Source organism: Streptomyces lydicamycinicus (assembly GCF_000829715.2).
Taxonomy (GTDB): domain Bacteria; phylum Actinomycetota; class Actinomycetes; order Streptomycetales; family Streptomycetaceae; genus Streptomyces; species Streptomyces lydicamycinicus.
In genome coordinates this window covers 204,759-225,191 of sequence record NZ_BBNO01000004.1, presented here as the reverse complement: position 1 = coordinate 225,191, position 20,433 = coordinate 204,759, and the positions used below count along the sequence as shown (strand labels likewise).

Here is a 20,433-nt window from a genome sequence, read left to right as displayed (position 1 = left end):
GGCCGGAGCGATCACTGCCCCGCGCTCCCGCCGCTCACCATTCTGCGAACGCCCCGTCCTCATGGCGCCACACGGGATTCCGCCAGGCGTGCCCCCGCTGATCCGCCGCCCGCACGGCGGCCTCGTCCACCTCCACGCCGAGGCCGGGGCGCTCGGTCCGCAGCAGTGAGCCGCCGTGGAAGCGGAACGGCTCCGGATCCGCGACGTAGTCCAGCAGCTCGGCGCCCTGGTGGTAGTGGATCCCGATGGACTGTTCCTGGATGAGGAAGTTCGGGGTGGTGAAGGCGACTTGGAGGCTGGCGGCCAGCGCGACCGGGCCGAGGGGGCAGTGCGGTGCGAGCTGCGCCCCGTACGCCTCCGCGAGCGCGGCGATCCGGCGCAGCTCGGAGATGCCGCCCGCATGCGAGATGTCGGGCTGGAGGATCGCCACACCGGCTTGCAGCGGAGCCAGGAACTCTCGCCGGGTGAAGAGACGTTCACCGAGTGCGAGGGGGATGGAGGAAGCGTTCACGAGGTCAGGGAGGGCATGCAGGTAGTCGCAGAGGACGGGCTCCTCGACGAACATCGGGGCGTATTCGGCCAGCAGGGGGAGGAGCCTGCGGGCGTTGGCGGGCGAGACTCGGCCGTGGAAGTCGAGGCCGAAGTCCCGTTCGTCGCCGAGGACCTCGCGCGCGGTCTCGGCGCGCAGCAGACATGCCCGCACTTCGGAGCGGGTCGCCACCGGCGTCATCTTGCCGCAGCCGTTCATCTTGACGGCGGTGAAGCCCGCCTCGGTCTGCGCGGTGACCGCGTCGCGGATGGCATGCGGCTCGTCGCCGCCCACCCATGCATAGGCGCGGATCTTCTCGCGGACCGGCCCGCCGAGCAGCTGGTGGACGGGGAGACCATGCTGCTTCCCTTTGATGTCCCACAGCGCCTGGTCCAGGCCGGCGACGGCGGACGAGAGGACGGGCCCGCCGCGATAGAAGCCGCCCTTGGTCATGACCTGCCAGTGGTCCTCGATCCGTGCCGGATCCTGCCCCAGGAGGTACTCGGCCAGCACCTCCACGGCCGCCCGGACCGGCTCGGCCCGCCCCTCGACCACCGGCTCACCCCAGCCGACGACGCCCTCATCGGTCTCCACCCGCACGAACGTCCAGCGCGGCGGGGCGAGGAACGTCTCGATGCGGCTGATCTTCATGGACCGGTCCGTCCTTTCGACGTGTGGCGAGCGGCCGGGGCCGGCGGCAGGCGGCGCGCGGTGGGCGGCGGGCTCGCGAGCGCGGCATACGGCCCGCGCGCCGCGCGGACGAGCCGGAACGAACGGCCCGCGCCGGCCATTCGCCCCGGCCACGTATGCGCCGACCCCTTGTTCGCGACCTCCTGCCCACCCACGTCGCCGCGGTAACCCGACACCGCTCCCCGGAACGCAACCGTCCGCCCCGCCACATCCGCCCGGCCACGTCCGTCCCCCCACTACGGCCGCTGCCGCAACTACGGACCTCCCGCAATGACGGGTGCAACTACGGGTCCTCCCGCACCTACGGATGCTCCCGCGCGGACACATCGAGCAGTTCGAGCATCGCCATATAGGCCCCGTCGACGTCCCGGTTCCGTACGGCCTCCACCACCGCGGCATGTATCGCATGGGGCCGGTCGAAGGCGCCGTACTCGTCCAGCACCGCCCGGTCGCGCTGGACCAGCACCGGCACGATCACCCGGTGCATCTGCGCGTAGAAGCGATTGTTCGACGCGATCAGCATCGCCGTGTGAAAGGACGCGTCGGCCCGCACGAGCAGCACCGGATCGTTGCCGGACGCGGCCATCGCGCTCAACGCGGCGTCCAGGGCCGCCAGATCCTCGTCGGTACGGCGTTCCGCGGCGAGCGCGGCCGCCGCGGGCTCGATGGAGCGACGCAGTTCGAGCACATCGGCGAAGAAGTCGGACGAGACGCCGGCCGCCAGTTTCCACCGCAGCACGTCCGTGTCCAGGAGGTTCCAGTCCTCCCGGGGGCGGACATATGTGCCCCGCTCCTTGTCGGCCCCGAGCAGCCCCTTGGTGGTCAGCACCTTGATCGCCTCCCGCAGCACGGTCTGGCTCACGTCCAGTTCCGCCATCACCTCCGGCAGCACGAGGCTCTCGCCCTCCCCGTATATGCCCTTGAAGATCCGCTTGGCGAGCGTGGCGACCGCCCCATGGTGAGCCCCGTGTCCTGAGGAGGCGGCGTGCCCCGAACGGCTCATGGTGCTGCTCCCTGCTCCCCGTGCTCGCTGACCCCGACCCCTTCCCCTCCCGCCCCGTCAGCCGTACCCGCCGCCCCCGCTGCCCTGGCCACACCGGTCACGCCGGTCACGGTGGAGATGACGGAAACCACCGACCCCGTTCACCTCACCTGACGTACCGGCCTCACCTCAGTCATCCCACTCGCCCCGCCCTCCCCAGCCATCAGGGCGTACCGAGCACCCCATTCCCACCTCGGTACGCCCTGACGTCTCCGCGCCCCGGCTCAGGGCTTCTTGCTGCCGCCACCGGACCGGGCGCCGGTATCCAGGGAGGTGGTGTGCCTTCTGCTCCCGCTGGTGCCGGCGCCGAACGAACCGCGCCCGGCATGCGGGGCGCCCTGCATCTTGACCCGTGCCGCCTGCCGTGCGGCCGTCATACCGGAGACGGGACGCAGCTGTCCGCGGTCGAACTGCTCCGCCTCCTCCGGGTGCCGGGCGCGCCAGTACGGATTGTCGTGGGGGAGGCCGCCGCTGACCCGCCCGTACATCCCGAAGACCAGCAGCATCAGCCCGACCAGGAAGCTGAACAGGACGTTCTGGATCTGGAAGGCGAGGAAGTTCGCGCCGGTGTCCAGCAGCGCCAGGTTCACAAATCCGCTCAGGAGGAAGAGGCCGCCGAGCACGATGTTGAGGGTCGAGGCGAAGTTCCCGCCGATCACCATGCCGACGACGAGGATGGCGCCGACGACGATCGAGAGCACGCTCAGCGTGCCGTTGGTGTTCAGCCCGGCCACGGTGTCGCCGCCCGTGTCGAAGTAGCCGATGTGGTGGGTCAGCCCGAGGACGCCGAAGGCGATCAGTACCAGGCCCATCAGCCCGGCGCCGATGCGGTAGACCTTGCTGAGCCGGTGGTCCACGGGCAGATGCTCGTCGAGCCGTGTGTGGCGCCGCTGCTTACCCCGGTGAAGCGGGTTCACGGGCCCGTGCAGGGTCTGGCCAGTAGCCCCAGTAGCCATGTCCGGCCTCCTTCGCGCAGGTGCCGACTGGGCCGTACTCCACTCCAGGATCCGCCCGGGTGGCGGTTCACGCCATCGCGCCCGGTGGCGAGGCGGCACGGAGCCGCCCTCCTGGCCCACCGTGCTTCCGGCCCGTACACCGGACCCGGCAAGGTCACACCCGAGGCCGGCCCCGGAGTCTCAGCCGCCGGTCCCGGCCCCGCCCCTGGCCTCCCGGATCTCCTGCACCACCCGGGCCGCCGTCTCCCGTACCGCCTCGGTCTCCATCAGAAAGTGCCACCAGTCCGGATGGCGCCCCTCCAGGCCCGCGACCGCACGGTCCAGCCGCGCCACCGCATCGTCCAAGGGGCCCGCATGCCGCGGATCGGGGGTGCTGCGCCCGCTCATCGCCAGCCGCTGCGCGTCCCGTACGGCGAAGCGGGTCCGCTCGACCTCCTTCTGGCGGTCGAACGAGACCGCGTCGAGCCGCTGTAGCCGGTCACCGGCCGCCGAGACCGCCTCGTCGGTGGTGTCCAGCAGCGCCCGAACGGTCGCCAGCCGGCTCGTGGCGTCCGCCCAGCGCTGCTCGTCCCGCGCCTGCTGCGCCTCCCGCAGCTTGACCTCGGCCTGCTGGACGGACCGGGCGGCCTGCTCCGGTACCTGCTGGAGGTCCTGCCAGCACGCCGCGCTGTACCGCCGCCGCAGCTCGCTGAGGACCGGGTCGACCTTCCCGGCACGCGTCGTGATCGCCTGCGCCCGGGTCCGCAGCGACACCAGCCGCTTGTCGATCTCCGCGGCCTTTCCCGGCAGCCGCTCGGCCTCGGTCCGAACGCCCTCGGCCTGGCGCAGCACGTCGTCGGCGCGCCGGATCGTCTCCTGTACGCCATGGTGCCCGGCGCCCTGATTGAGCTTGGTCAGCTCCGGCCCGAGCGCCGCCAGCCGGGCCGCGAGATCATCGGCCTGTAGACCCTGCGCACGGACCGCGTCCAGCGCATTGCTGGCCGCCAGCAGTGCCTGCCGCGCCCGCTCCACGGCCGGGGCCAGCCGTGCCAGCTGCGTCTCGGCGGACTGAAGCAGCGGACCCAGCCCCTGCGCGAACCGGTCCAGCTCGCCCTTGACCCGGTCCAGCTCCTGCTTGGCACGGGTCAGATCGGCCCGCGCCCGCGCCATCGCGGCGCCGTCGAGGTCGTCCCGGTCCAGATCGTGGGAGTCGACCGCGGTGATGTACCCCTGACTCACCTCGTCGATCCGCCGGCCGAATCCCTCGTACTCCTCTGCCGCCTTCCGCGCGGGCGGCGAGGTGTCGACGGCGGTGATCGTCTCTATGGAGATCCGCAGATCCCGGTGCGCGGTGTCCAGCTCGTAGAACGACGCCGCCGCGGCATCCTTGGCGGCCTGCGCATCGGCCCGCTGGCCTTCCCCCCGCCCGAACCAGCGACGGGTCCCGCCCCCCGCGAACGACCACGGCGCCATCGCCACCACCAGAGGCAACGGCAGCAACATGAGCGCCACCACATCCCGGACCGGGCCTCCACGGGCGCGACGGCGTTCTCGCTGCTCATGCGGCTGAGTGTCTGTCGCCGTCACTTCCCTCTCCCGATCGGATCGCCCCAGGACCGAATGTCATTCTCCCACTCACCGGAAACGAACACGCCGGCCGGTAAGTTCGCCCTTCGAGCACTGGTTTGCAGTTCAGCCCCGGAGGCAAGGTAGTCTGTCGGCTCGGCCAGGGCGCATAGCTCAGCGGTAGAGCGCTGCTCTTACAAAGCAGATGTCACAGGTTCGAATCCTGTTGTGCCCACTCCTTGTGTGAAACAACAAAGGCCCAGGTCATCCGAGAGGAATTCGGATTCCTGGGCCTTGATCATTTTCAGTTGTTCCTGTTGCGGGTGGTGCCAGGCAGGTCGGGTGGCACGTGCCGGACGACCCGTCCGAGCCGCCCCGGTCCCCCTTCGAGCGCCGGATCTACTGGACCGCCCCGTCCGCCGGACCTGCTCACCCACTCCGGCCGCCCGATGTGCTCCTCCGCGTGATCGGCTGGTCCCCGCCGGCTGGTACAGCAGCCCGTACGCTGGCACATGTGACACGCGTGATCGTGGCAGCAGGAGGAGGCGGCGACGCCGTCGCCGCGGCGATGCTGGATGCTGCCGTCTACGGCGGCGAGACTCCGGCGGTGGTTCTCACCTACGCGTGGGACCGTTTCTTGATCGATCCTGTTCCGGGCCCCAGAGGGCCGGCCAACTTCACCGGCCTTCGCCCCCTCACCCGAAGCGTCCAGACCGTCCCCGCCGACGCAACACCGATTGCTCCCGCGGGCTCGACGCTCCCCAGGCTGGCCGCGGAGCTCCGGCAGACCTTCGCGCTCATCGATCCGCACCACGGCGCCGAGGGCATGGTGCGCCAACTCGAAGAGCTCGTCCAGTACTTGGAGCCGGACTCCGTCGACCTCCTGGACGTCGGCGGCGACATCCTCGCCCAGGGCGACGAGCCCACTCTCCGCAGCCCCCTCGCGGACGCTCTCACCCTCGCCGCGTGCTGCGAACTCAACTTCCCCGTACGGCTCTTGGTCGCCGGTCCCGGCCTCGACGGCGAACTCCCCGCCGACGCCCTACGCGACCGTCTGGGCCCCGTTGCCCTGACCCTCGCCGATGAGCACGTCGCGCCCGTCAGCTCAGTACTGGAGTGGCACCCCTCCGAGGCAACGGCCATGCTCGCCGCCACCGCACGAGGCGCCCGCGGCCTGTGCGAAGTAGGGGGCGCCGGCCTGCCGGTCCCGCTCACCGACGAAGGGCCCACCGTGCACGAGGCCGACCTCGACGAAGCCCTCGGCCGCAACCAGCTCGCCCGCGCCATCCTCGCCACGGAGAATCTGCATCAGGTTGAGCAGCAAAGCCGCGAGATCTGCGGCTTCTCCGAAATCGACGACGAACGCAACAAGGCCAGTTGGCTCGGCAGCCGGCCTACCCAGTCGCTCGCCCCGGAAGCCGTACTCCGGCAACTCGACGACTTCGAGAGCGACGCCCGGTCCCGCGGAATCACGCACACCACGTTCCGCCGGCTCACCGAAGTATTCGGCCTCGGTGTCAACCAGCGCCAGGACCTCAGGGCATTGCTGCTCAGCAGCCGACCGGAGCAGTACCAGGCGCCGCTGTGGCGCATCCCGTCCGAAGCTTGAGTGACAACGAACCCTCATCACACCTCCGTATCGCCGAGTTGATGGATGAGGTGGTCGGCGAACTTGCTTACCACTGCGGGGAGTTGGCGGCCGGCCATGGCCTGGATCTGGATGGTGCGCAGGTGCATTTCCGGGTTGAGGATGGTGATGGACTTCAGGCCATCGACGCGTAGGCGTTCGTGGACGCTGATGTGGCCGGTCAGTGATACGGCGTTGGCCTCTTTGACGAAGGCGGACAGGGCACTGGAGCTGGAGCTGACCAGCAGGGGTTCGAAGGCGATTCCCTCGATCGAGCAGCAGAGGTCGAAGAGGCGCCGGTTCGTCGTGCCTTCCTCGGTGAGTACGACCGGATAGGGGAGGAGGTCGTGCAGATGGATCTCGTTGCGCTGGGCGAGGGGGTGGTCGGATCGGACCAGGGCCTGGATCGGGGCCCGCTGGGCGTGTATGACACGGACATCGGGAGCAGGGGCCAGGCTGAAGGTGACGGCCAGGTCGACCGAGCCGTCCTGGACCATTTGAGTGGCCAATGAGGGAGTTACCACGGGCAGTTGGAAGGTGGTGCCCGGATGGTCCTTGCGAAAGGAGGCCATGGCGGCCGGCAGGAATTCCTGTGCGGCGCCCTGTGAACTGGCCACCCGGACAATGGTTCCCAGCCGGCTGCGGCCGCGGATTTCCGCGAGCACCTGATCGGTTTCCAGTGCGGCGCGGCGCGCATAAGCGGCCAGGAGGGTGCCGGCCTCGCTCGGCACCATTCCGCGCGGGCGGCGCTCGAACAGCGCCACACCGATTTCCTGCTCGAGTTTGCCGATCTGCCGGCTGATGGCCGAGCCTGCGACCAGCAGGCGCCTGGACGCCTCGTTGACCGAGCCGGTGCGGACAACTTCGAGGAAGTACTCAAGAGCCGGACTGTTCAGCATGCCTTCAGCCTATGGCGGCATTGTCTTCTGGGCAACGATTTGTTCTATAAATTGCGATTGCGTGAATGCTCGGGCGGTGCCTACCTTCGTCATATGCCCTGCGGGCTCACCCGGCCGGGCGGACCGTAAGGCGAAAGAGCGCCGCCCCTCATGCGGCGGACTCGTCGCTCGGCGGTTGGCCCAGGGCCCCTTTTAGCCGCTCAGGTGTGCATCCTCCCCGCAGGCAGCCGAGGCAGGGGAAGACGATGAATGCGACAGCCTCCAGTAGTGAATACTCCGGCTCGCATGCGCCGCTGTGGCGGGACGCGGAATTTCTCTTTCCGCTGCCGCACATCCCGGAGGCCGTAGGCCTGGTGCGCCGACGGGCGCACACCGTACTGACCGGCTGGAATCTGCCTGCCACCACCATTGAGGACGCGGTCCTGGTGATCTCGGAACTGGTCACCAATGCGGTCACCCATGCGCTTCCTCCGGCCGTGCTGCAGCTGTCGCGGGCGGTGGCCGAAGAGCCTCGTGCGCTGCGTATCGAGGTCACCGATGCGGGTCCCGCGGTGTCCGTACCCCGGCCCGCCGACGGCCGGCACCCGGCGGAACACGGCCGTGGGAGCGCCATCGTCACCGCCCTGGCCGCCCGGCACGGCACCCGTGTCGACCCCGGCGGGATCACGCGGTGGGCGGACCTGCCCGCGTGAGGCGTTTCCCCGATCGTTGCTTTTTGGGCAATCAGGTGTTCTAGAAGTTGCGATTGTGCGAACGAACCGGTGCCTCTAGCGTCATCGCTCAACGAGTTCACGGATCCATCTCTTCCGCTTCGGACTCGCCCATCGGCGGTGCCACCCTGCGCGACAGTTCGCCTGCTCGATCCGAGGGAGTAACACTCATGACGACCGCTAGAGAGACAGGTCAGATGAATGCCGAGAAGCCTGTCAGCAAGAAACGAGCACGGCGTGCCGTGCTCGCGGCAACGGCTGGGAACACGCTTGAGTGGTACGACCTGACCTCGTACGGATTCTTCGCGGTTTCGATCTCCAAGGCATTCTTCCCTTCCGGCGACCCAACGGTTTCCCTGATGCTCGCCTTCGGCACGTTCGGGGTCTCCTATCTGGTCAGGCCGTTGGGTGCGCTGGTCCTGGGAACGTATGCGGACCGCACCGGACGAAAAGCCGCACTGCTGCTCACCATTCGGCTCATGATGATCGGCACTTTGCTGATCGCCGTCATGCCCACCTATGAATCCATCGGCATTGCCGCACCGGTAATGATTCTGGTGGCCCGTCTGCTGCAAGGATTCTCGGCGGGTGGTGAGTTCGGCAGCGCGACGGCGTTCCTGGCCGAACAGTCCGCCGACCGGCGGGGATTCATGGCGAGTTGGCAGTTCGCCTCGCAGGGCCTGGCGACATTGATGGCCGCGACATTCGGCACCGTCCTCAGTCTGAGCCTCTCCGGAGCACAGCTGGATTCCTGGGGCTGGCGCATTCCGTTCTTCGTCGGTCTGCTGATCGGCCCGGTGGGGTACATGATCCGCCGCCATGTCCCGGAGACCACCGAATTCGTCGACGCCGCCGAGTCGGGAGACGTCGCCACGACCCCCGTCCGCCAAGTGCTCCGGAGCCAGAAGCTGCCGGTGCTCCTCATGGTCGGCGCACTGGTGATGTCCACCGCGGTGACCTACGTGATCGTCTATATGCCGACCTACGCACACGAGGTCCTCGGTCTGCCGTCCTCCGCCGGCTTCATCGGGGCGGCGGTGTCCGGCGTGGCACTGACGACCATCACGCCCCTGATCGGTCATCTCTCGGACCGGGTCGGCCGCATCAAGGTCATGCTCATTGCCGGGACCGCCATGATCCTCAGCATCTACCCGCTGTTCCTGCTGCTGTCAGGCAACCCGTCGCTGCTGGTCATGGGCGTGGTGATGTTCATTCTTGGCCTCCTGAAGGCCTGCTACTTCGGTGCGCTGCCCGCCTTGATGTCCGAGGCATTCCCGACCGCGACCCGCGGCACCGGTCTGTCCCTCAGCTACAACATCGGCGTGATGTCCTTCGGCGGGTTCGCACCCGTGATCATCACCTGGATGATCGCCGCCACCGGCAGCCACCTCTCGCCCAGCTTCTACATCATGGTGGCCGGCGTCCTGAGCATCGCCTCTCTGCTGGCCAGCCGCCGCTTCCTCGCCCTGCGCTGACGAACCGGCCGCACTCCGCACCCACCGCCCCCCCGCCTGACGGGCGCCACGTCCGCCAGTGCACAGGAAAGAACGAGGCCAACGATGACGGACGCTTCCACGATCCGCGCCCAACTCCCCGCCACACCGCGCGAACTCGTGCAGGGGTGCCAGGACGAACTCATCGCCGGACTGATGCAGTACGTCAGCCAGCCCAGTGTGAGCGCGACCGGCGAGGGCTTTCCCGCCGCGACCGAGGTCGCCGTCGAAGAGGTCAAGCGGGCCGGCCTGACCCCGTCGGTGCTCGTCGGCAAGGGCCGGCCGCTGGTGGTCGGCCACCGCGCGGGGCCGGCGGGAGCGCCGCACGTCCTGCTCTACGGCCACTACGACGTCCAGCCGACCGGGCCACGCGAGAGGTGGGACTCCGACCCCTTCACACCCGTCCTGCGGGACGGGCGGATCTGGGGTCGCGGCACCGGTGACAACAAGGGGCAGCACTATGCGCACTTGCAGGCGCTGCGCCTCTTCGACGAGCACATCGGCGCGCTCCCCTGCACGGTCACCGTGCTGCTCGACGGTGAGGAGGAGATCGGCAGCCCCACGCTGGCGGACACCCTGCGCGCGCACCGGGAGCTGTTCGACTGCGATCTTGTGGTGTGGAGCGACCGTTCGGTGCACGAGTCCGGTGAATGGTGTGTCTCGCACGGGGTCCGCGGCATGCTCCGTCTCCGGATCAGCGCCACCGGTCCGAGCCGCCCGCTGCATTCCGGCAACTTCGGCAATGTCGCGCCCAACCCGGCATGGCAGCTGGTCCAGGCGCTGGCCAGTCTCAAGGACCCCGGCGGACGGGTCCTCGTCGAGGGCTTCGACGACGGCCGGGAACCGCTGTCCGACGCCGACCGCGCCGCGTTCGCGGCGCTCCCACTCGACCTGCAGGAAGTCCTCGGAGACATCGGACTCACCGAGATGGACCCGGCGTTCAAGGGGCTGTCCTTCTATGAGCGGCTGGCCGACCGTCCCACGCTCACGATCAACGGGATCACCACGGGGGATGTGGACCGGACCATCATCCCCGACACCGCGGAGGCGGGCGTCGACATCCGGCTGACGGCGGGCCAGGACCCGCAGACCGTCTTCGAGCGGGTGGCCGCACATCTGCGGGCCCATGCCCCCGAGGTGACGGTCACCAAGGTCGGTGGCGTACCGGCGTCCCGGACCTCGATCGACAATCCCCATACGCCCAGGGTGGCGCGGGCCATCTCCCGGGTGACCGGGCGTGATCCGCTGCTGATCCCCGCCTATGGCGGCACGCTTCCCGACTGGATCTTCACCGGGATCCTCGGTGTACCCAGCATCGGCCTGCCGTTGGCCAACGCCGACCAGGCCAACCACGCGCCCAACGAGAACCTCCGCGTCGACTACTTCCTCGACGCCACCGCCATCTGCATGGAGCTCCTGCTCGAACTGGGCGCCTGACTCCGGCCGCTCGGCGAAACCCACTGGAACAGAGGCGTGACACCGCAATGCGCAACACACCACACCCCCAGCCCTGGCTCGTTCACGACGGTGCCCTCACCGGTCTGAAGGTCCTCGATCTGTCCCGCATCCTGTCCGGGCCGTTCTGCACCATGATGCTGGCCGACCTGGGCGCTGATGTGATCAAGGTCGAGGACACCGTCTCCGGCGATGACACCCGCGCCTGGGGTCCCCCCTTCCAGGGCGAGGACGCGGCGTACTTCCACAGCGTCAACCGCAACAAGCGCGGGATCGCGGTCGATCTCAAGGACCCCGACTGCCTGCGGCTCGTACAGGAGCTGGCCACCACCGCCGATGTGATCGTGGAGAACTTCCGGCCCGGTACCGCGGCCCGTCTCGGGCTGGGCTACCAGGACGTCCGTGACCGCAATCCCGCCGTGGTGTATGCCTCGATCAGCGGGTACGGGCAGACCGGGCCGTATCGCAACGAGCCGGGCTACGACGCGATCGCGCAGGCGGTCAGCGGCGTCATGAGCGTGACCGGCGAACCCGCCGGGCCGCCGGTGCGCTTCGGGGTCTCCCCGGCCGACCTGGCCGCCGGAATGTGGGCGGCCATCGGCATCCTCGCCGCCCTCCGCAACCGCGAGCACACCGGCACCGGTGAGTGGGTCGACGTCTCGCTGCTGGACGGCCAGGTGGCCTGGCTGAGTTATGTCGCCGGTGGATACTTCGCCTCCGGGAACGTCCCGCAGCGTTACGGTTCGGCCCATCCGACGATCGTGCCCTACCAGGCGTTCCCCACCGCCGACGGTCATCTCATGGTCGCCGCCGGAAACGACGGGCTGTGGCGCCGCTTCGCCACCGCGATCGGACTCGCCGCGCTCGTCGACGACCCACGGTTCGCGACCAACCCCGACCGGGTCCGCCACCGTGAGGAGCTGCTCCCGCTCATCGAGCGCGCGCTGAGTGCCCGCGGCGCCAAGGAGTGGGCCGTGCTCCTGACCGAGGCGGAGATACCGGTCGGGCCGATCAACACCGTCGACGAGGCCCTGCGGCACCCCCAGGTCGTCGCGCGCGGCATGGTCGCCGAACTCCAGCACACCGGCGCCGGCACCCTGCGCACCATCGCCTCGCCCATCAAGCTGTCCGACCACCCGGCGACCGTGCGCACCCCGCCGCCCCGGCACGGGGAGCACACCGCTCCCGTGTTGACCGCCATGGGAGTCGACCCGCGGCACTTGGCCGACCTGCGGGCGCGAAAGGCCGCGAAGTGACCCCCGTGCCCGCCCCCGACGTCACCATCGCGACGTTCCGGTCCGGGGCGGTCGCCGAGATCCGGATCGGTGACGGCCGCCGGCGCAACGCCCTCCCCGGCGAGGCGTGGGCGCGTCTGGCCCACCAGGTCAGGGAACTCGGGGCCTGCCGGTCACTGCGGGTGCTGGTGATCCGCGGGCATGGCGACACGTTCTGCGCCGGCTCCGACATGACCGACTGGGTGGATGCGGACTCCGCATACGTCGAAGAGTCCTTTGCGCACATGGAAGAGGCGTTCTCCGCGATCGAGGACTGCCCCGTTCCGGTGGTCGCCGAGATCCGTGGGGTCGCCGCCGGTGCGGGATGCCAGCTCGCCCTCGCCTGCGACCTGCGGCTGATGGCGGATTCCGCCCGGATCGGGATGCCGATCGCCCGGCTCGGCATCCTCGCCAGCCCCGCGTTCGCCGCACGCATGGTCGCCCTGGCCGGACCGTCCGTGGCACGGGAGTTGCTCTACACCGGCCGATTGGTCGACGCCCGCACGGCGGTGGAGCTCGGACTGGCCGATCACCAGGTGCCCGAGGCGCAACTCACCGACCGCACCGGCCGGCTCGCCGCGGCTGTCGCCGCGCAGCCGCCGGCGGCGATCCACGCCGCGAAGCTGGCGGTCGGCGCCGTGCTGGGACCGCAGCGGCAGGCCACCGCCGTCAATCCCCGGCCGGCGGTGGCGCGGTCGCACTTCGGTCAGGCGATCGCCGCGTTCCTCGGGCAGCAGCCGGCGACAGCCTCACCGGATTCGCCCCTCACGCCCTGAGCAGGGAGGACGTGCGGGGGCGCGAGGTGATGGCCTCGGGCCCGCCGCAGGCGCTGTTGTTCGCCGTGGGGGTGCTGTGTATCGTCGGAGGCAGTGACTTGAAGTTTCAAGTAATTGTCCGCGGCCTCGCGGGGCCGGTTCCGACCTGCGAAAGAACGGCTTCTGATGACGTCCCCCCTCGGCACTCTCGCGTCCTCCCGCCTCGACATCCCCGCCCGCCACGCCCCCTCTCCGGCCGGTCTCGACACCGGCCTCCTTCTGCTGCGCCTCGCGCTCGGACTGACCATGGCGGCCCACGGCGCCCAGAAGCTGTTCGGCTGGTTCGGCGGTCCGGGGCTGGACGGGACCGGGCAGTTCTTCACGATGAGCGGCTATCCGGCGGGCCGGACGATGGCCGTCGTCGCCGGGCTGAGCGAGACGCTCGGCGGGCTCGGACTGGTGGTCGGGCTGCTCACGCCGCTGGCCGCGGCCGCGCTCGTCGGCACGATGATCAATGCCCTTGCCGTGAAGTGGGGCGGCGGCTTCTTCGCGCCCAAGGGCGTGGAGTACGAGCTGCTGCTGACCGCCGGTGCGGCGGCCCTGGCGCTGACCGGGCCCGGTCGCTACGCCGTCGACCGTCTGCTGCCGGGGCTGCGCTCCCCTCGGACGGTCCATGGCGTGATCGCACTCGTGCTGGGTGTGGTGCTGGCCGGCGGGGTGCTGCTGGTACGGAAGTGACGCCGGGGCGAGCCCCCGGAGATGGCCGCCTTGCCCCGCGCGTACCGGAGGTGTGCCGCGGGCGGGACGTCCGCCGACCGGATACCGGCCGGCAGGCCCTGGGCAAGGGCGGGGTGTGCGAGGTAGAGCAGAAGCAGGGGAGGGCGGCGGCGCCACGGCGGTGTCGCGGCCGGGAGATCGGAGACCAGGTTCCATGTCCGTACGACGTCTGAATCACGCGGTGCTCAACGTCCGCGATGTGGCACGGTCGGTGGCGTTCTACACCGAGGCCCTCGGGCTCACGGTGGATGTCGAGATACCGGGGCGGGCCGCGTTCCTCAGCGCTCCCGGCTCGCTCAACGATCACGATCTGGGGCTGTTCGCGGTGGCGCCGGACGCGCCGGGGCCCGAGGCCGGGCGGGTCGGGCTGTACCACCTGGCCTGGGAGGTCGGCACGCTCCGCGAACTCGTCGCGGCCCGCACGCGGCTCGTCGAGCGCGGTGCCCTGGTGGGATCGACCGATCACCTCGTCGCCAAGTCGCTGTACGCCAAGGACCCGGACGGCAACGAGTTCGAGGTCTTGTGGCGGGTCCCGCGGGAGGACTGGCCGGGCCCGGACCAGCCGGACCGGCTGCTGCCCCTCGATCTGGCCGCAGCCCTGGAGCAGTGGGGGCCGGACCGGGAGACGGGCGCCGCGGCGGGCTCGGCGACCTGAGGGCGCGGGGCCGGGCCGGGCAGGAGGGGCCGGGAGCAGCTCGGGCAGTTGAGGGCGCCGGATCGGTTCGGCCGCCCGTGGGCGCGGGCCCGGCCGGGGCCCCGAGGGTCGGGAGCAGCTCGGGCCCGGCCGGGCCCCGAAGGTCGGAAGCAGCTCGGGTACCCGGGAGGGCGAGGCCGGTGCGCGCGAGCAGGCACCGGGCCGCCGTTCCTCAGGTTCCCGGCGCGGCCTGCTCCGCCGTCTCGGCTCGCCCGGCCCGCTCCGCCCAGCGCTTCTCGACGCCGGCCAGTCGCCAGTAGGCCAGCGCCGCGGCCCACACCACCACGAACAGGCCGACGATGATGAAGCCGACATTGTCGAGGTCGAGGCCGGAAATCCAGCCGGTCAGCGCGTCGTTGAGGCCGAGCTTGTCGTGCAGCACGGTCACCAGCTCGATGGTGCCGATGAAGAAGGCGACGGCGATCGACAGACCGGTGATGGTGAGGTTGTAGTAGACCTTGCGCACCGGGTTGGCGAACGCCCACTGGTAGGCGAAGTTCATGAAGGTGCCGTCCAGGGTGTCGAACAGGCTCATCCCGGCGGCGAACAGCAGCGGCAGACACAGGACCGCGTACCAGGGCAGGCCCGCCGCCGCGCCGCTGCCCGCCATCACCATCAGGGTCACCTCGGTCGCGGTGTCGAAGCCGAGCCCGAAGAGGAAGCCGAGCGGGAACATCTGGCCCGGGCGGGAGATGGAGCGGGTGAACCGCCCCAGGAACCGGTTCATGAAGCCGCGTGCGTCGAGGCGCTGTTCCAGCTCGGCCTCGTCGTAGTGGCCGTCGCGCATCCCGCGGAAGACCCGCCAGATCCCGGCCAGCGCAATGAGGTTGAGGGCGGCGATGAGGTAGAGGAACGTGCCCGAGACCGTGGTGCCGATGGTGCCCAGGATCTGGTGCGTACGGGACTCGTCGTCGAGCAGCGTGCCGGCGAGCTGGGCGCCGCCGGCCACGAGGGCCGCCATCGCCACGACCACGCTGGAGTGGCCGAGGGCGAACCAGAAGCCGACCGACACCGGACGCTTGCCGTCGGCCATCAGCTTGCGGGTGGTGTTGTCGATCGCGGCGATGTGATCGGCGTCGAAGGCATGCCGCATACCGAGGGTGTACGCGGTGATGCCGAGCCCGACGCCGAAGACCTGGCTTCCGACGGAGTAGTGGTTCGGGACCACGAGCAGGAAGAGCACGCCGAAGGCCACGACATGCAGCCCGGCTATGACGGCCATCAGGCCCGCGGTACGGACGGTGTCCTGCCGGCGCCAGCGGAACGTGGCGGGGGCAGGGGAGTTCGGGGTATCGGTGGACAGGGCCATCCGGGCGGTCACGCTCCAGCACCTCGTGGATCAGTTCGTGAGATGCCGTGGCCGGTCTCCTGGCTTAGGGGTGCCACCCTGCTCCTTTACAGCTTGGGAGAGGGTGCCCGCTTCCGCCCCCGCCTTCCCGGCCGCGGGCTGCGGTCAGTGGCGCCGCGGGCGCGCCAGGCGCCCGCGGAAGGGGTGGAAACTCCCCGATCACAGTGGCGAGGGCCGCTCCGGACTGGGACCACAAGGTCCGTCACCGGCTTCCCGAACACCACGGCCTCGCCACTCTAGCCGCCGGCCCCGCGGCGCGAGGTGTGTGGGGGATTTCCGCCGACCGCGGGGCACGGCCCGCGGTGGACCGGTCACCGGGGGCGGTCGCGGGGCCGGTCGCAGTGGGTCAGTAGTCCAGCGACGAGAGGAAAGCGTGCAGTTCGTGGTCGAAGAGTGGAGTGTTCTCCAGGTTGACCATGTGGGCCGCACCCGGTATCCGGACTCTTCTGGCGCCCGGGACGGCCAGGGCTATCGCATGGGCGTTGGCGGAGATGTCCCGGCTGTCGAGGTCGCCGTCGAACACGACCGTCGGCACCCGGACCTCCCCGAGGCGGTCGGCGGCGCCGACTTCGAGGGGCATTCCGGCGCCCATTCCGTCGGCATGGACCTCCACATTGGCCGCGGCCGAGGCGCGCATCCGTTCGCGGAATCCCGGGTGCACCGCGGACGGCTCGCGATGCGGCCCGTCCACCCATATCCGCAGGAAGTGTTCGACATACCGCTCCGCGCCGTCCGGTGCGCCGATCGCGGCCACCTGTTCCTTGATGTGCGCCAGGACGAAGGGATCGGTGAAGGCCCGGCCGCTGATTCCCGGGGAGGCGAGCGCGAGGGCCGTCACCCGGCCGGGGTGGGCGAGGGCGGTGTCCAGCGCGACCCGCGCGCCGTGGGAAAGGCCGACGAGGACGGCGCTGGGGACATCGAGTGCGTCCAGCAGGGCACACAGGTCGTCGTGGTGGGCGAAGTCGCCGGTCACGGTGGAGGACAGGCCATGGCCACGGGCGTCGTAACGGATCGCGCGCAGGCCGGAGTTGACCAGCCAGGTGAACTGCTCGTCCCACATGTGCTGGTCGAGCATGCCGCCGTGCAGCAGCACCACCGCGGGGCCCGAGCCGGCCGTCTCGTAGAACAGCTCGCCCTCGTCGACCGGCACGAGGCCGTTGTCGATCTCGGACCAGGCGGTGATTCTCTGCGTCATTCTCCTGACCGTCCTTTGCGCATGAGAGGGGGCGGGGCGGGTCTGTCGTCGTGGCCTTCAGGCTTGCCGTTACTACGGTTACTGCCGTTACTGCCGTTACTGCCTTCACTGCCGCGACTGTCCCGACTGCCCCGACTGTCGGTTTCCTCCCGTTGAACGCGCGAGCCGTTCGCCAGGTGCCGGAATTCCTCGCCGAGTCGGTCGAGAACGTGCAGCGTGGTGCGGACGTCCTCGGCGGGCAGGTCGGCCAGCCGCTGGCGCAGCTCCGTGGCCTCGAACTGCTGGACCCCGCGTATCGCCGCCGTGCCTTCGGCCGTGAGCCGGATCAGGGACGAGCGGCGGTGGGCGGGATTCGGGGCCGTGACGACCAGGCCCAGCTCCGCGGCGTGGTTCACCCAGCGCTGCACCGGCTGGCGGTCGAGTCCCATCGAACGCGCCAACTGCGGGACGGTGCGGGGGCCTTCGGTGCGCAGGGCGTCCAGTAGCGCGTGTTCGCCGGCGGTCATACCCGTGTCCGCCAGCTCGCGCTCCACCGCGCGCACGACCGTGCGGTGCAGGGGCCACAGGCGACGGATGACGTCGTACAGCAGATCTTCCGTGGCTGCCGGCTCCCCGGCGGCCTCCCCCTCGGTACCCCTCACCGCAGCCCCCTCTTGCCCCTCGGGCATCCCCATGGGCATCCGCATTGACGTCCCCGCGTCGACATCTTCATCAACGCCCCCTCGTCCTCCTCAATGACACTCGTGATGTCATGATGACATCGATGGTGTCGTTTGAGAAGGGGGCTGCCGCGGAATGGAGTTGAGGGGGCGGATGGGTGGGATGAGGCTCCTGTGGTCGGGGCGAGGAAAGGTGGACGGCGGATGAAGGTCGGTCTGTTGCGTGCGGTCGGGGTCGCCACGGCGGTCTACGGGATGGCGGTGACCGCGGTGCCCGCTCTGCTGGCACGGCCCTCGGGGCTGGTCGATGAGGAGGGGCGGACCGGGCGGGCGACGCGCACCTCACTGCGTCCGCTGGCCTGGCGGGACGCGGTGAGCGGGCTGGCGCTGGCGGTGGCCCCGGAAGGCCCGGCACTGCGCACCGCCGCGTATGTGCGGATCGCCGCCGACTTCGGGGACGCCGTTCTGCTCGGTGCGACGCTGCCCGGCCGCGACCGGAAGCTGGCGGCGGTGGCGGTGTCCGTGGGGTGGGGTGCGCTGTCGGTGGCCGGGCTGCTCACCGGCGGGCGGCGGGAGGTTATGAGCCGGCCGGCGTCGGGGCCTCTTCAGGCGTGAAGGTGATGACGAGGTCGGCGCGGTCGCGAGTGGCCGCCACCACCCGGGCGTTGGCCTCGTCCGAGGAGTGGACGAACCGCTCGGCGTCGGCGCGCGGGCGCCCGAAGTGCTCATGGCGGTCGACCAGCCGCCGGATCCGCTCCGGGGTGTCCAGGTCCACGTACCAGACCTCGTCGAGCAGTGCGCGGACCCGCGACCAGGGGGCGGAGTCGAGGAGGAGGTAATTGCCCTCGGTCACGATGAGCGGGATGTGGGGCGCCACCGGGATGCTGCCGGCGACCGGCTCCTCGATGCGGCGGTCGAACGCCGGGGCGTAGACGGCGCTGTCCGGCTCCGGTGCGCGCAGACGCGCCAGCAGCGCCGCGTAACCGGCCGGATCGAAGGTGTCCGGCGCGCCCTTGCGGTCCGTACGGCCCAGGCGCCGCAACTCTGCCTCGGCGAGATGGAAGCCGTCCATGGGGACGAGCGCCGCCTGCCCGGCCAGCTCCGCCACGACATGGGCGGCGAGAGTGGACTTGCCGGCACCGGGCGGCCCGGTGATGCCGAGCAGCCGCCGCCGGGCGGGAGTCGCGGACTCGGCGAGCCGGCGGGCGCGGGAGAAGAGGTGCCGGGGATCCATGGTGCGTCCATCGTGCCCGATCGGCGGCGCGGTGGCCGGAAGCGCCCCGGAGCGGCGGCGCGACGCCGGGCCGGCCGCGTCGGCGACGGCGCTCCCCAATGACGGCCGGCTCGGGCCCCGCGGTGGTGCTGCTGCACGGGGGCACGGTGTCGTGATGATCGTGTGCGGGCAGGCGGCGGTGATCCGGCACGACGCGGGGGACTGGCGCCGCTATGTGCGCAATGCCTGTGCGGGACTGCGGGCCTGACCGTACGGCCGCAGGTCAGGGGGCGGAGGCGGTCCGGTCCGTGCGGCCCAGGCGCCACAAGGACGTGACCTCGGCGGCGCGGGCCACGTGCAGCGGGTCGGAGGTGTCCCGGGCACGCGGATGGCGCGGGGTGACGTCGAGCCGGCCCAGGACCGTGAGGCCGGCCTTGGCGAAGGCGTCGAGGAGTTCGGAGTGCGGACGCAGCCCGAGGTGCTCGGCCAGGTCGGAGAGGATCAGCCAGCCCTCGCCGCCCGGTGTCAGATGGTCCGCGAGGCCGTTCAGGAAGCCGTGCAGCATGCGGTTGCCCGGGTCGTACACCGCGTACTCCACGGGGGAGGTCGGTTTCGCGGGCACCCATGGGGGGTTGCAGACGACCAGGGGGGCGCGGCCGGCCGGGAAGAGATCGGCCTCGATGACCTCCACCTGCCCGGCGACACCCAGGCGTTCGGTGTTCTCGCGGGCGCAGGCCAGCGCCCGCGGGTCCTGGTCGGTGGCCACGATCCTGCGCACTCCGCGCCGGGCGAGCACCGAGGCCAGCACGCCGGTGCCGGTGCCGATGTCGAACGCCAGCTCCTCGGTGGGCAGCGGCGCCTCGGCCACCAGGTCGACGTATTCGCCGCGGGCCGGGGAGAAGACACCGTAGTGGGGGTGGATGCGGTCGCCGCCGAGCGCCGGGATCTCGACGCCCTTCTTGCGCCATTCGTTGGCGCCGATCAGGGCGAGGAGTTCACGCAGCGAGACGAGGGTGGTCGTCGGGGCCGTGCCCTCCGTGGTGCCGGACGCCTCCGCGTGGGCGGGCTCGCCGGGGCCGTACGCCCGGGTGCAGGCCTCGCGGACATCAGGGGCGCGGTGCAGTGGGATGGCGAAGGTCGCGTCGAGCGGGACCAGCAGCATGCCCAGGATGCGGGCACGGTGATTCTGCGCGGCCCGGTGCAGATGGAACGCCTGGGTGACATCGGCGGGCGGCGTCTTGCGGGGGCGCCGGTCGATCCGGCGGGCCATCGCCGTCAGCAGCTGACGGGCGTTGTGGAAGTCGCCGCGCCACAACAGCGCAGTGCCCTCACAGGCGAGCCGGTAGGCGTCGTCGGCCTTGGTCCGGTCGTCCGCGAGGACGATACGGCGCGGCGGCGGGGCGCCGTTCTCGGAGCGCCAACGGGCGGAGCGGGGCTGGTCGGCCTCGGTCCATTCGACGACCGGCGGGTGGTTCACCGAAGAGTGCCTCGTGTGTGTGGTGGGAGCCCTCCCAGGGGTGCCGCCCTCGGAGCGGCGCCGGTCCGGCGCCGGGGGAGCGCTGCGCTCGCAGG

19 protein-coding genes, 1 tRNA gene, 1 pseudogene and 1 riboswitch are annotated in these 20,433 nt (G+C 70.6%); of the genes and pseudogenes, 11 read left to right on the top strand and 10 right to left on the bottom strand.

The window, feature by feature from the left end; all coding sequences use genetic code 11:
• Positions 1–34: 34 nt before the first annotated feature.
• The 4 genes from dgoD to TU31_RS14215 all read right to left on the bottom strand — a co-directional run bounded on the left by dgoD (position 35) and on the right by TU31_RS14215 (position 4,783).
• The gene (gene dgoD / locus TU31_RS14230) at positions 35–1,180 is read right to left on the bottom strand and encodes a galactonate dehydratase (protein WP_042154303.1); all 1,146 of its coding nucleotides are present in this window, start codon (positions 1,178–1,180) and stop codon (positions 35–37) included.
• Between the two features lie 340 nt (positions 1,181–1,520).
• Complete coding sequence (locus tag TU31_RS14225; RefSeq protein WP_042154301.1) at positions 1,521–2,222, bottom strand: FadR/GntR family transcriptional regulator; 702 nt, start codon at positions 2,220–2,222, stop codon at positions 1,521–1,523.
• A gap of 263 nt (positions 2,223–2,485) precedes the next feature.
• The gene (locus tag TU31_RS14220; protein WP_245698543.1) at positions 2,486–3,217 is read right to left on the bottom strand and encodes a DUF4383 domain-containing protein; all 732 of its coding nucleotides are present in this window, start codon (positions 3,215–3,217) and stop codon (positions 2,486–2,488) included.
• A gap of 180 nt (positions 3,218–3,397) precedes the next feature.
• Positions 3,398–4,783 carry a coiled-coil domain-containing protein gene (locus TU31_RS14215; RefSeq protein WP_042154297.1) on the bottom strand — a complete coding sequence of 462 codons (1,386 nt, stop codon included), beginning with the start codon at positions 4,781–4,783 and terminating at the stop codon, positions 3,398–3,400.
• Between the two features lie 142 nt (positions 4,784–4,925).
• Here TU31_RS14215 and TU31_RS14210 point away from each other — a divergent pair.
• Together TU31_RS14210 and TU31_RS14205 are read left to right on the top strand one after the other, a co-directional pair.
• Positions 4,926–4,997 (top strand) — tRNA-Val (locus tag TU31_RS14210).
• A gap of 288 nt (positions 4,998–5,285) precedes the next feature.
• Positions 5,286–6,371, top strand: coding sequence for a DUF1152 domain-containing protein (locus TU31_RS14205; RefSeq protein WP_078885784.1), 1,086 nt, complete (start codon positions 5,286–5,288; stop codon positions 6,369–6,371).
• 17 nt (positions 6,372–6,388) lie between these two features.
• Here the strand turns inward: TU31_RS14205 and TU31_RS14200 are convergent, their stop codons facing one another.
• Positions 6,389–7,288: a LysR family transcriptional regulator gene (locus tag TU31_RS14200; RefSeq protein ID WP_042154293.1), complete on the bottom strand. Its 900-nt coding sequence runs from the start codon at positions 7,286–7,288 to the stop codon at positions 6,389–6,391.
• A 245-nt stretch (positions 7,289–7,533) separates the two neighbouring features.
• Between TU31_RS14200 and TU31_RS14195 the strand changes: the two genes are divergently transcribed.
• The 7 genes from TU31_RS14195 to TU31_RS14165 all read left to right on the top strand — a co-directional run bounded on the left by TU31_RS14195 (position 7,534) and on the right by TU31_RS14165 (position 14,407).
• Positions 7,534–7,980, top strand: coding sequence for an ATP-binding protein (locus tag TU31_RS14195; RefSeq protein WP_042154290.1), 447 nt, complete (start codon positions 7,534–7,536; stop codon positions 7,978–7,980).
• Positions 7,981–8,033: 53 nt separating this feature from the next.
• Complete coding sequence (locus tag TU31_RS14190; protein ID WP_245698541.1) at positions 8,034–9,473, top strand: MFS transporter; 1,440 nt, start codon at positions 8,034–8,036, stop codon at positions 9,471–9,473.
• Between the two features lie 84 nt (positions 9,474–9,557).
• Entirely contained in the window at positions 9,558–10,928 is a 1,371-nt protein-coding gene (locus TU31_RS14185) for a M20/M25/M40 family metallo-hydrolase (protein ID WP_042154287.1), read from the top strand.
• Between the two features lie 47 nt (positions 10,929–10,975).
• A complete protein-coding gene (locus TU31_RS14180; RefSeq protein ID WP_042154285.1) occupies positions 10,976–12,202 on the top strand; it encodes a CaiB/BaiF CoA transferase family protein in 1,227 nt (408 codons plus the stop codon).
• 5 nt (positions 12,203–12,207) lie between these two features.
• Positions 12,208–12,996 (top strand): enoyl-CoA hydratase/isomerase family protein, encoded by a 789-nt coding sequence (locus tag TU31_RS14175; RefSeq protein ID WP_245698540.1) that lies wholly within the window; start codon positions 12,208–12,210, stop codon positions 12,994–12,996.
• Between the two features lie 165 nt (positions 12,997–13,161).
• Positions 13,162–13,713: a DoxX family protein gene (locus TU31_RS14170; RefSeq protein ID WP_042154280.1), complete on the top strand. Its 552-nt coding sequence runs from the start codon at positions 13,162–13,164 to the stop codon at positions 13,711–13,713.
• 193 nt (positions 13,714–13,906) lie between these two features.
• Positions 13,907–14,407 (top strand): VOC family protein, encoded by a 501-nt coding sequence (locus TU31_RS14165; RefSeq protein ID WP_042154278.1) that lies wholly within the window; start codon positions 13,907–13,909, stop codon positions 14,405–14,407.
• A 211-nt stretch (positions 14,408–14,618) separates the two neighbouring features.
• Here TU31_RS14165 and nicT read toward each other — a convergent pair.
• From nicT to TU31_RS14150, 3 genes and pseudogenes are all read right to left on the bottom strand, one after another.
• Positions 14,619–15,777: pseudogene (gene nicT / locus TU31_RS14160) on the bottom strand (Nickel transporter NicT).
• 10 nt (positions 15,778–15,787) lie between these two features.
• A riboswitch (cobalamin riboswitch) is annotated at positions 15,788–16,034 on the bottom strand.
• 106 nt (positions 16,035–16,140) lie between these two features.
• Entirely contained in the window at positions 16,141–16,989 is an 849-nt protein-coding gene (locus TU31_RS14155) for an alpha/beta fold hydrolase (protein ID WP_042154274.1), read from the bottom strand.
• A complete protein-coding gene (locus tag TU31_RS14150) occupies positions 16,986–17,630 on the bottom strand; it encodes a MarR family winged helix-turn-helix transcriptional regulator (RefSeq protein WP_045867315.1) in 645 nt (214 codons plus the stop codon). Before TU31_RS14150 ends, TU31_RS14155 begins: the two co-directional genes overlap by 4 nt.
• Positions 17,631–17,852: 222 nt before the next feature.
• Here TU31_RS14150 and TU31_RS14145 point away from each other — a divergent pair, with 222 nt between their 5' ends.
• Entirely contained in the window at positions 17,853–18,263 is a 411-nt protein-coding gene (locus TU31_RS14145) for a hypothetical protein (RefSeq protein ID WP_042154271.1), read from the top strand.
• On the opposite strand, the gene TU31_RS14140 is transcribed toward TU31_RS14145, so the two are convergent.
• Positions 18,226–18,882, bottom strand: a complete 657-nt coding sequence (locus tag TU31_RS14140) for a nucleoside/nucleotide kinase family protein (protein ID WP_042154269.1) — start codon at positions 18,880–18,882, stop codon at positions 18,226–18,228. The two genes, TU31_RS14145 and TU31_RS14140, sit on opposite strands and share 38 nt — an antisense overlap.
• On the opposite strand from TU31_RS14140, the gene TU31_RS39710 reads away from it, so the two are divergent.
• Positions 18,881–19,129, top strand: coding sequence for a hypothetical protein (locus tag TU31_RS39710; RefSeq protein ID WP_042154267.1), 249 nt, complete (start codon positions 18,881–18,883; stop codon positions 19,127–19,129). The genes TU31_RS14140 and TU31_RS39710 overlap by 2 nt on opposite strands.
• A 15-nt stretch (positions 19,130–19,144) precedes the next feature.
• Here the strand turns inward: TU31_RS39710 and TU31_RS14130 are convergent, their stop codons facing one another.
• A complete protein-coding gene (locus TU31_RS14130; RefSeq protein WP_042154266.1) occupies positions 19,145–20,338 on the bottom strand; it encodes a methyltransferase in 1,194 nt (397 codons plus the stop codon).
• Positions 20,339–20,433 lie beyond the last annotated feature (95 nt).

Bases quoted from the DNA above. Each gene is read 5' to 3' on its own strand.
- TU31_RS14225 (WP_042154301.1), bottom strand. From the start codon at position 2,222: ATGAGCCGTTCGGGGCACGCCGCCTCCTCAGGACACGGGGCTCACCAT.
- TU31_RS14145 (WP_042154271.1), top strand. From the start codon at position 17,853: ATGAAGGTCGGTCTGTTGCGTGCGGTCGGGGTCGCCACGGCGGTCTAC.
- TU31_RS14185 (WP_042154287.1), top strand. From the start codon at position 9,558: ATGACGGACGCTTCCACGATCCGCGCCCAACTCCCCGCCACACCGCGC.
- TU31_RS14220 (WP_245698543.1), bottom strand. From the start codon at position 3,217: ATGGCTACTGGGGCTACTGGCCAGACCCTGCACGGGCCCGTGAACCCG.
- TU31_RS14170 (WP_042154280.1), top strand. From the start codon at position 13,162: ATGACGTCCCCCCTCGGCACTCTCGCGTCCTCCCGCCTCGACATCCCC.
- TU31_RS14200 (WP_042154293.1), bottom strand. From the start codon at position 7,288: ATGCTGAACAGTCCGGCTCTTGAGTACTTCCTCGAAGTTGTCCGCACC.
- TU31_RS14155 (WP_042154274.1), bottom strand. From the start codon at position 16,989: ATGACGCAGAGAATCACCGCCTGGTCCGAGATCGACAACGGCCTCGTG.
- TU31_RS14140 (WP_042154269.1), bottom strand. From the start codon at position 18,882: ATGGATCCCCGGCACCTCTTCTCCCGCGCCCGCCGGCTCGCCGAGTCC.
- TU31_RS14195 (WP_042154290.1), top strand. From the start codon at position 7,534: ATGAATGCGACAGCCTCCAGTAGTGAATACTCCGGCTCGCATGCGCCG.
- TU31_RS14180 (WP_042154285.1), top strand. From the start codon at position 10,976: ATGCGCAACACACCACACCCCCAGCCCTGGCTCGTTCACGACGGTGCC.
- TU31_RS14165 (WP_042154278.1), top strand. From the start codon at position 13,907: ATGTCCGTACGACGTCTGAATCACGCGGTGCTCAACGTCCGCGATGTG.
- dgoD (WP_042154303.1), bottom strand. From the start codon at position 1,180: ATGAAGATCAGCCGCATCGAGACGTTCCTCGCCCCGCCGCGCTGGACG.
- TU31_RS39710 (WP_042154267.1), top strand. From the start codon at position 18,881: ATGGTGCGTCCATCGTGCCCGATCGGCGGCGCGGTGGCCGGAAGCGCC.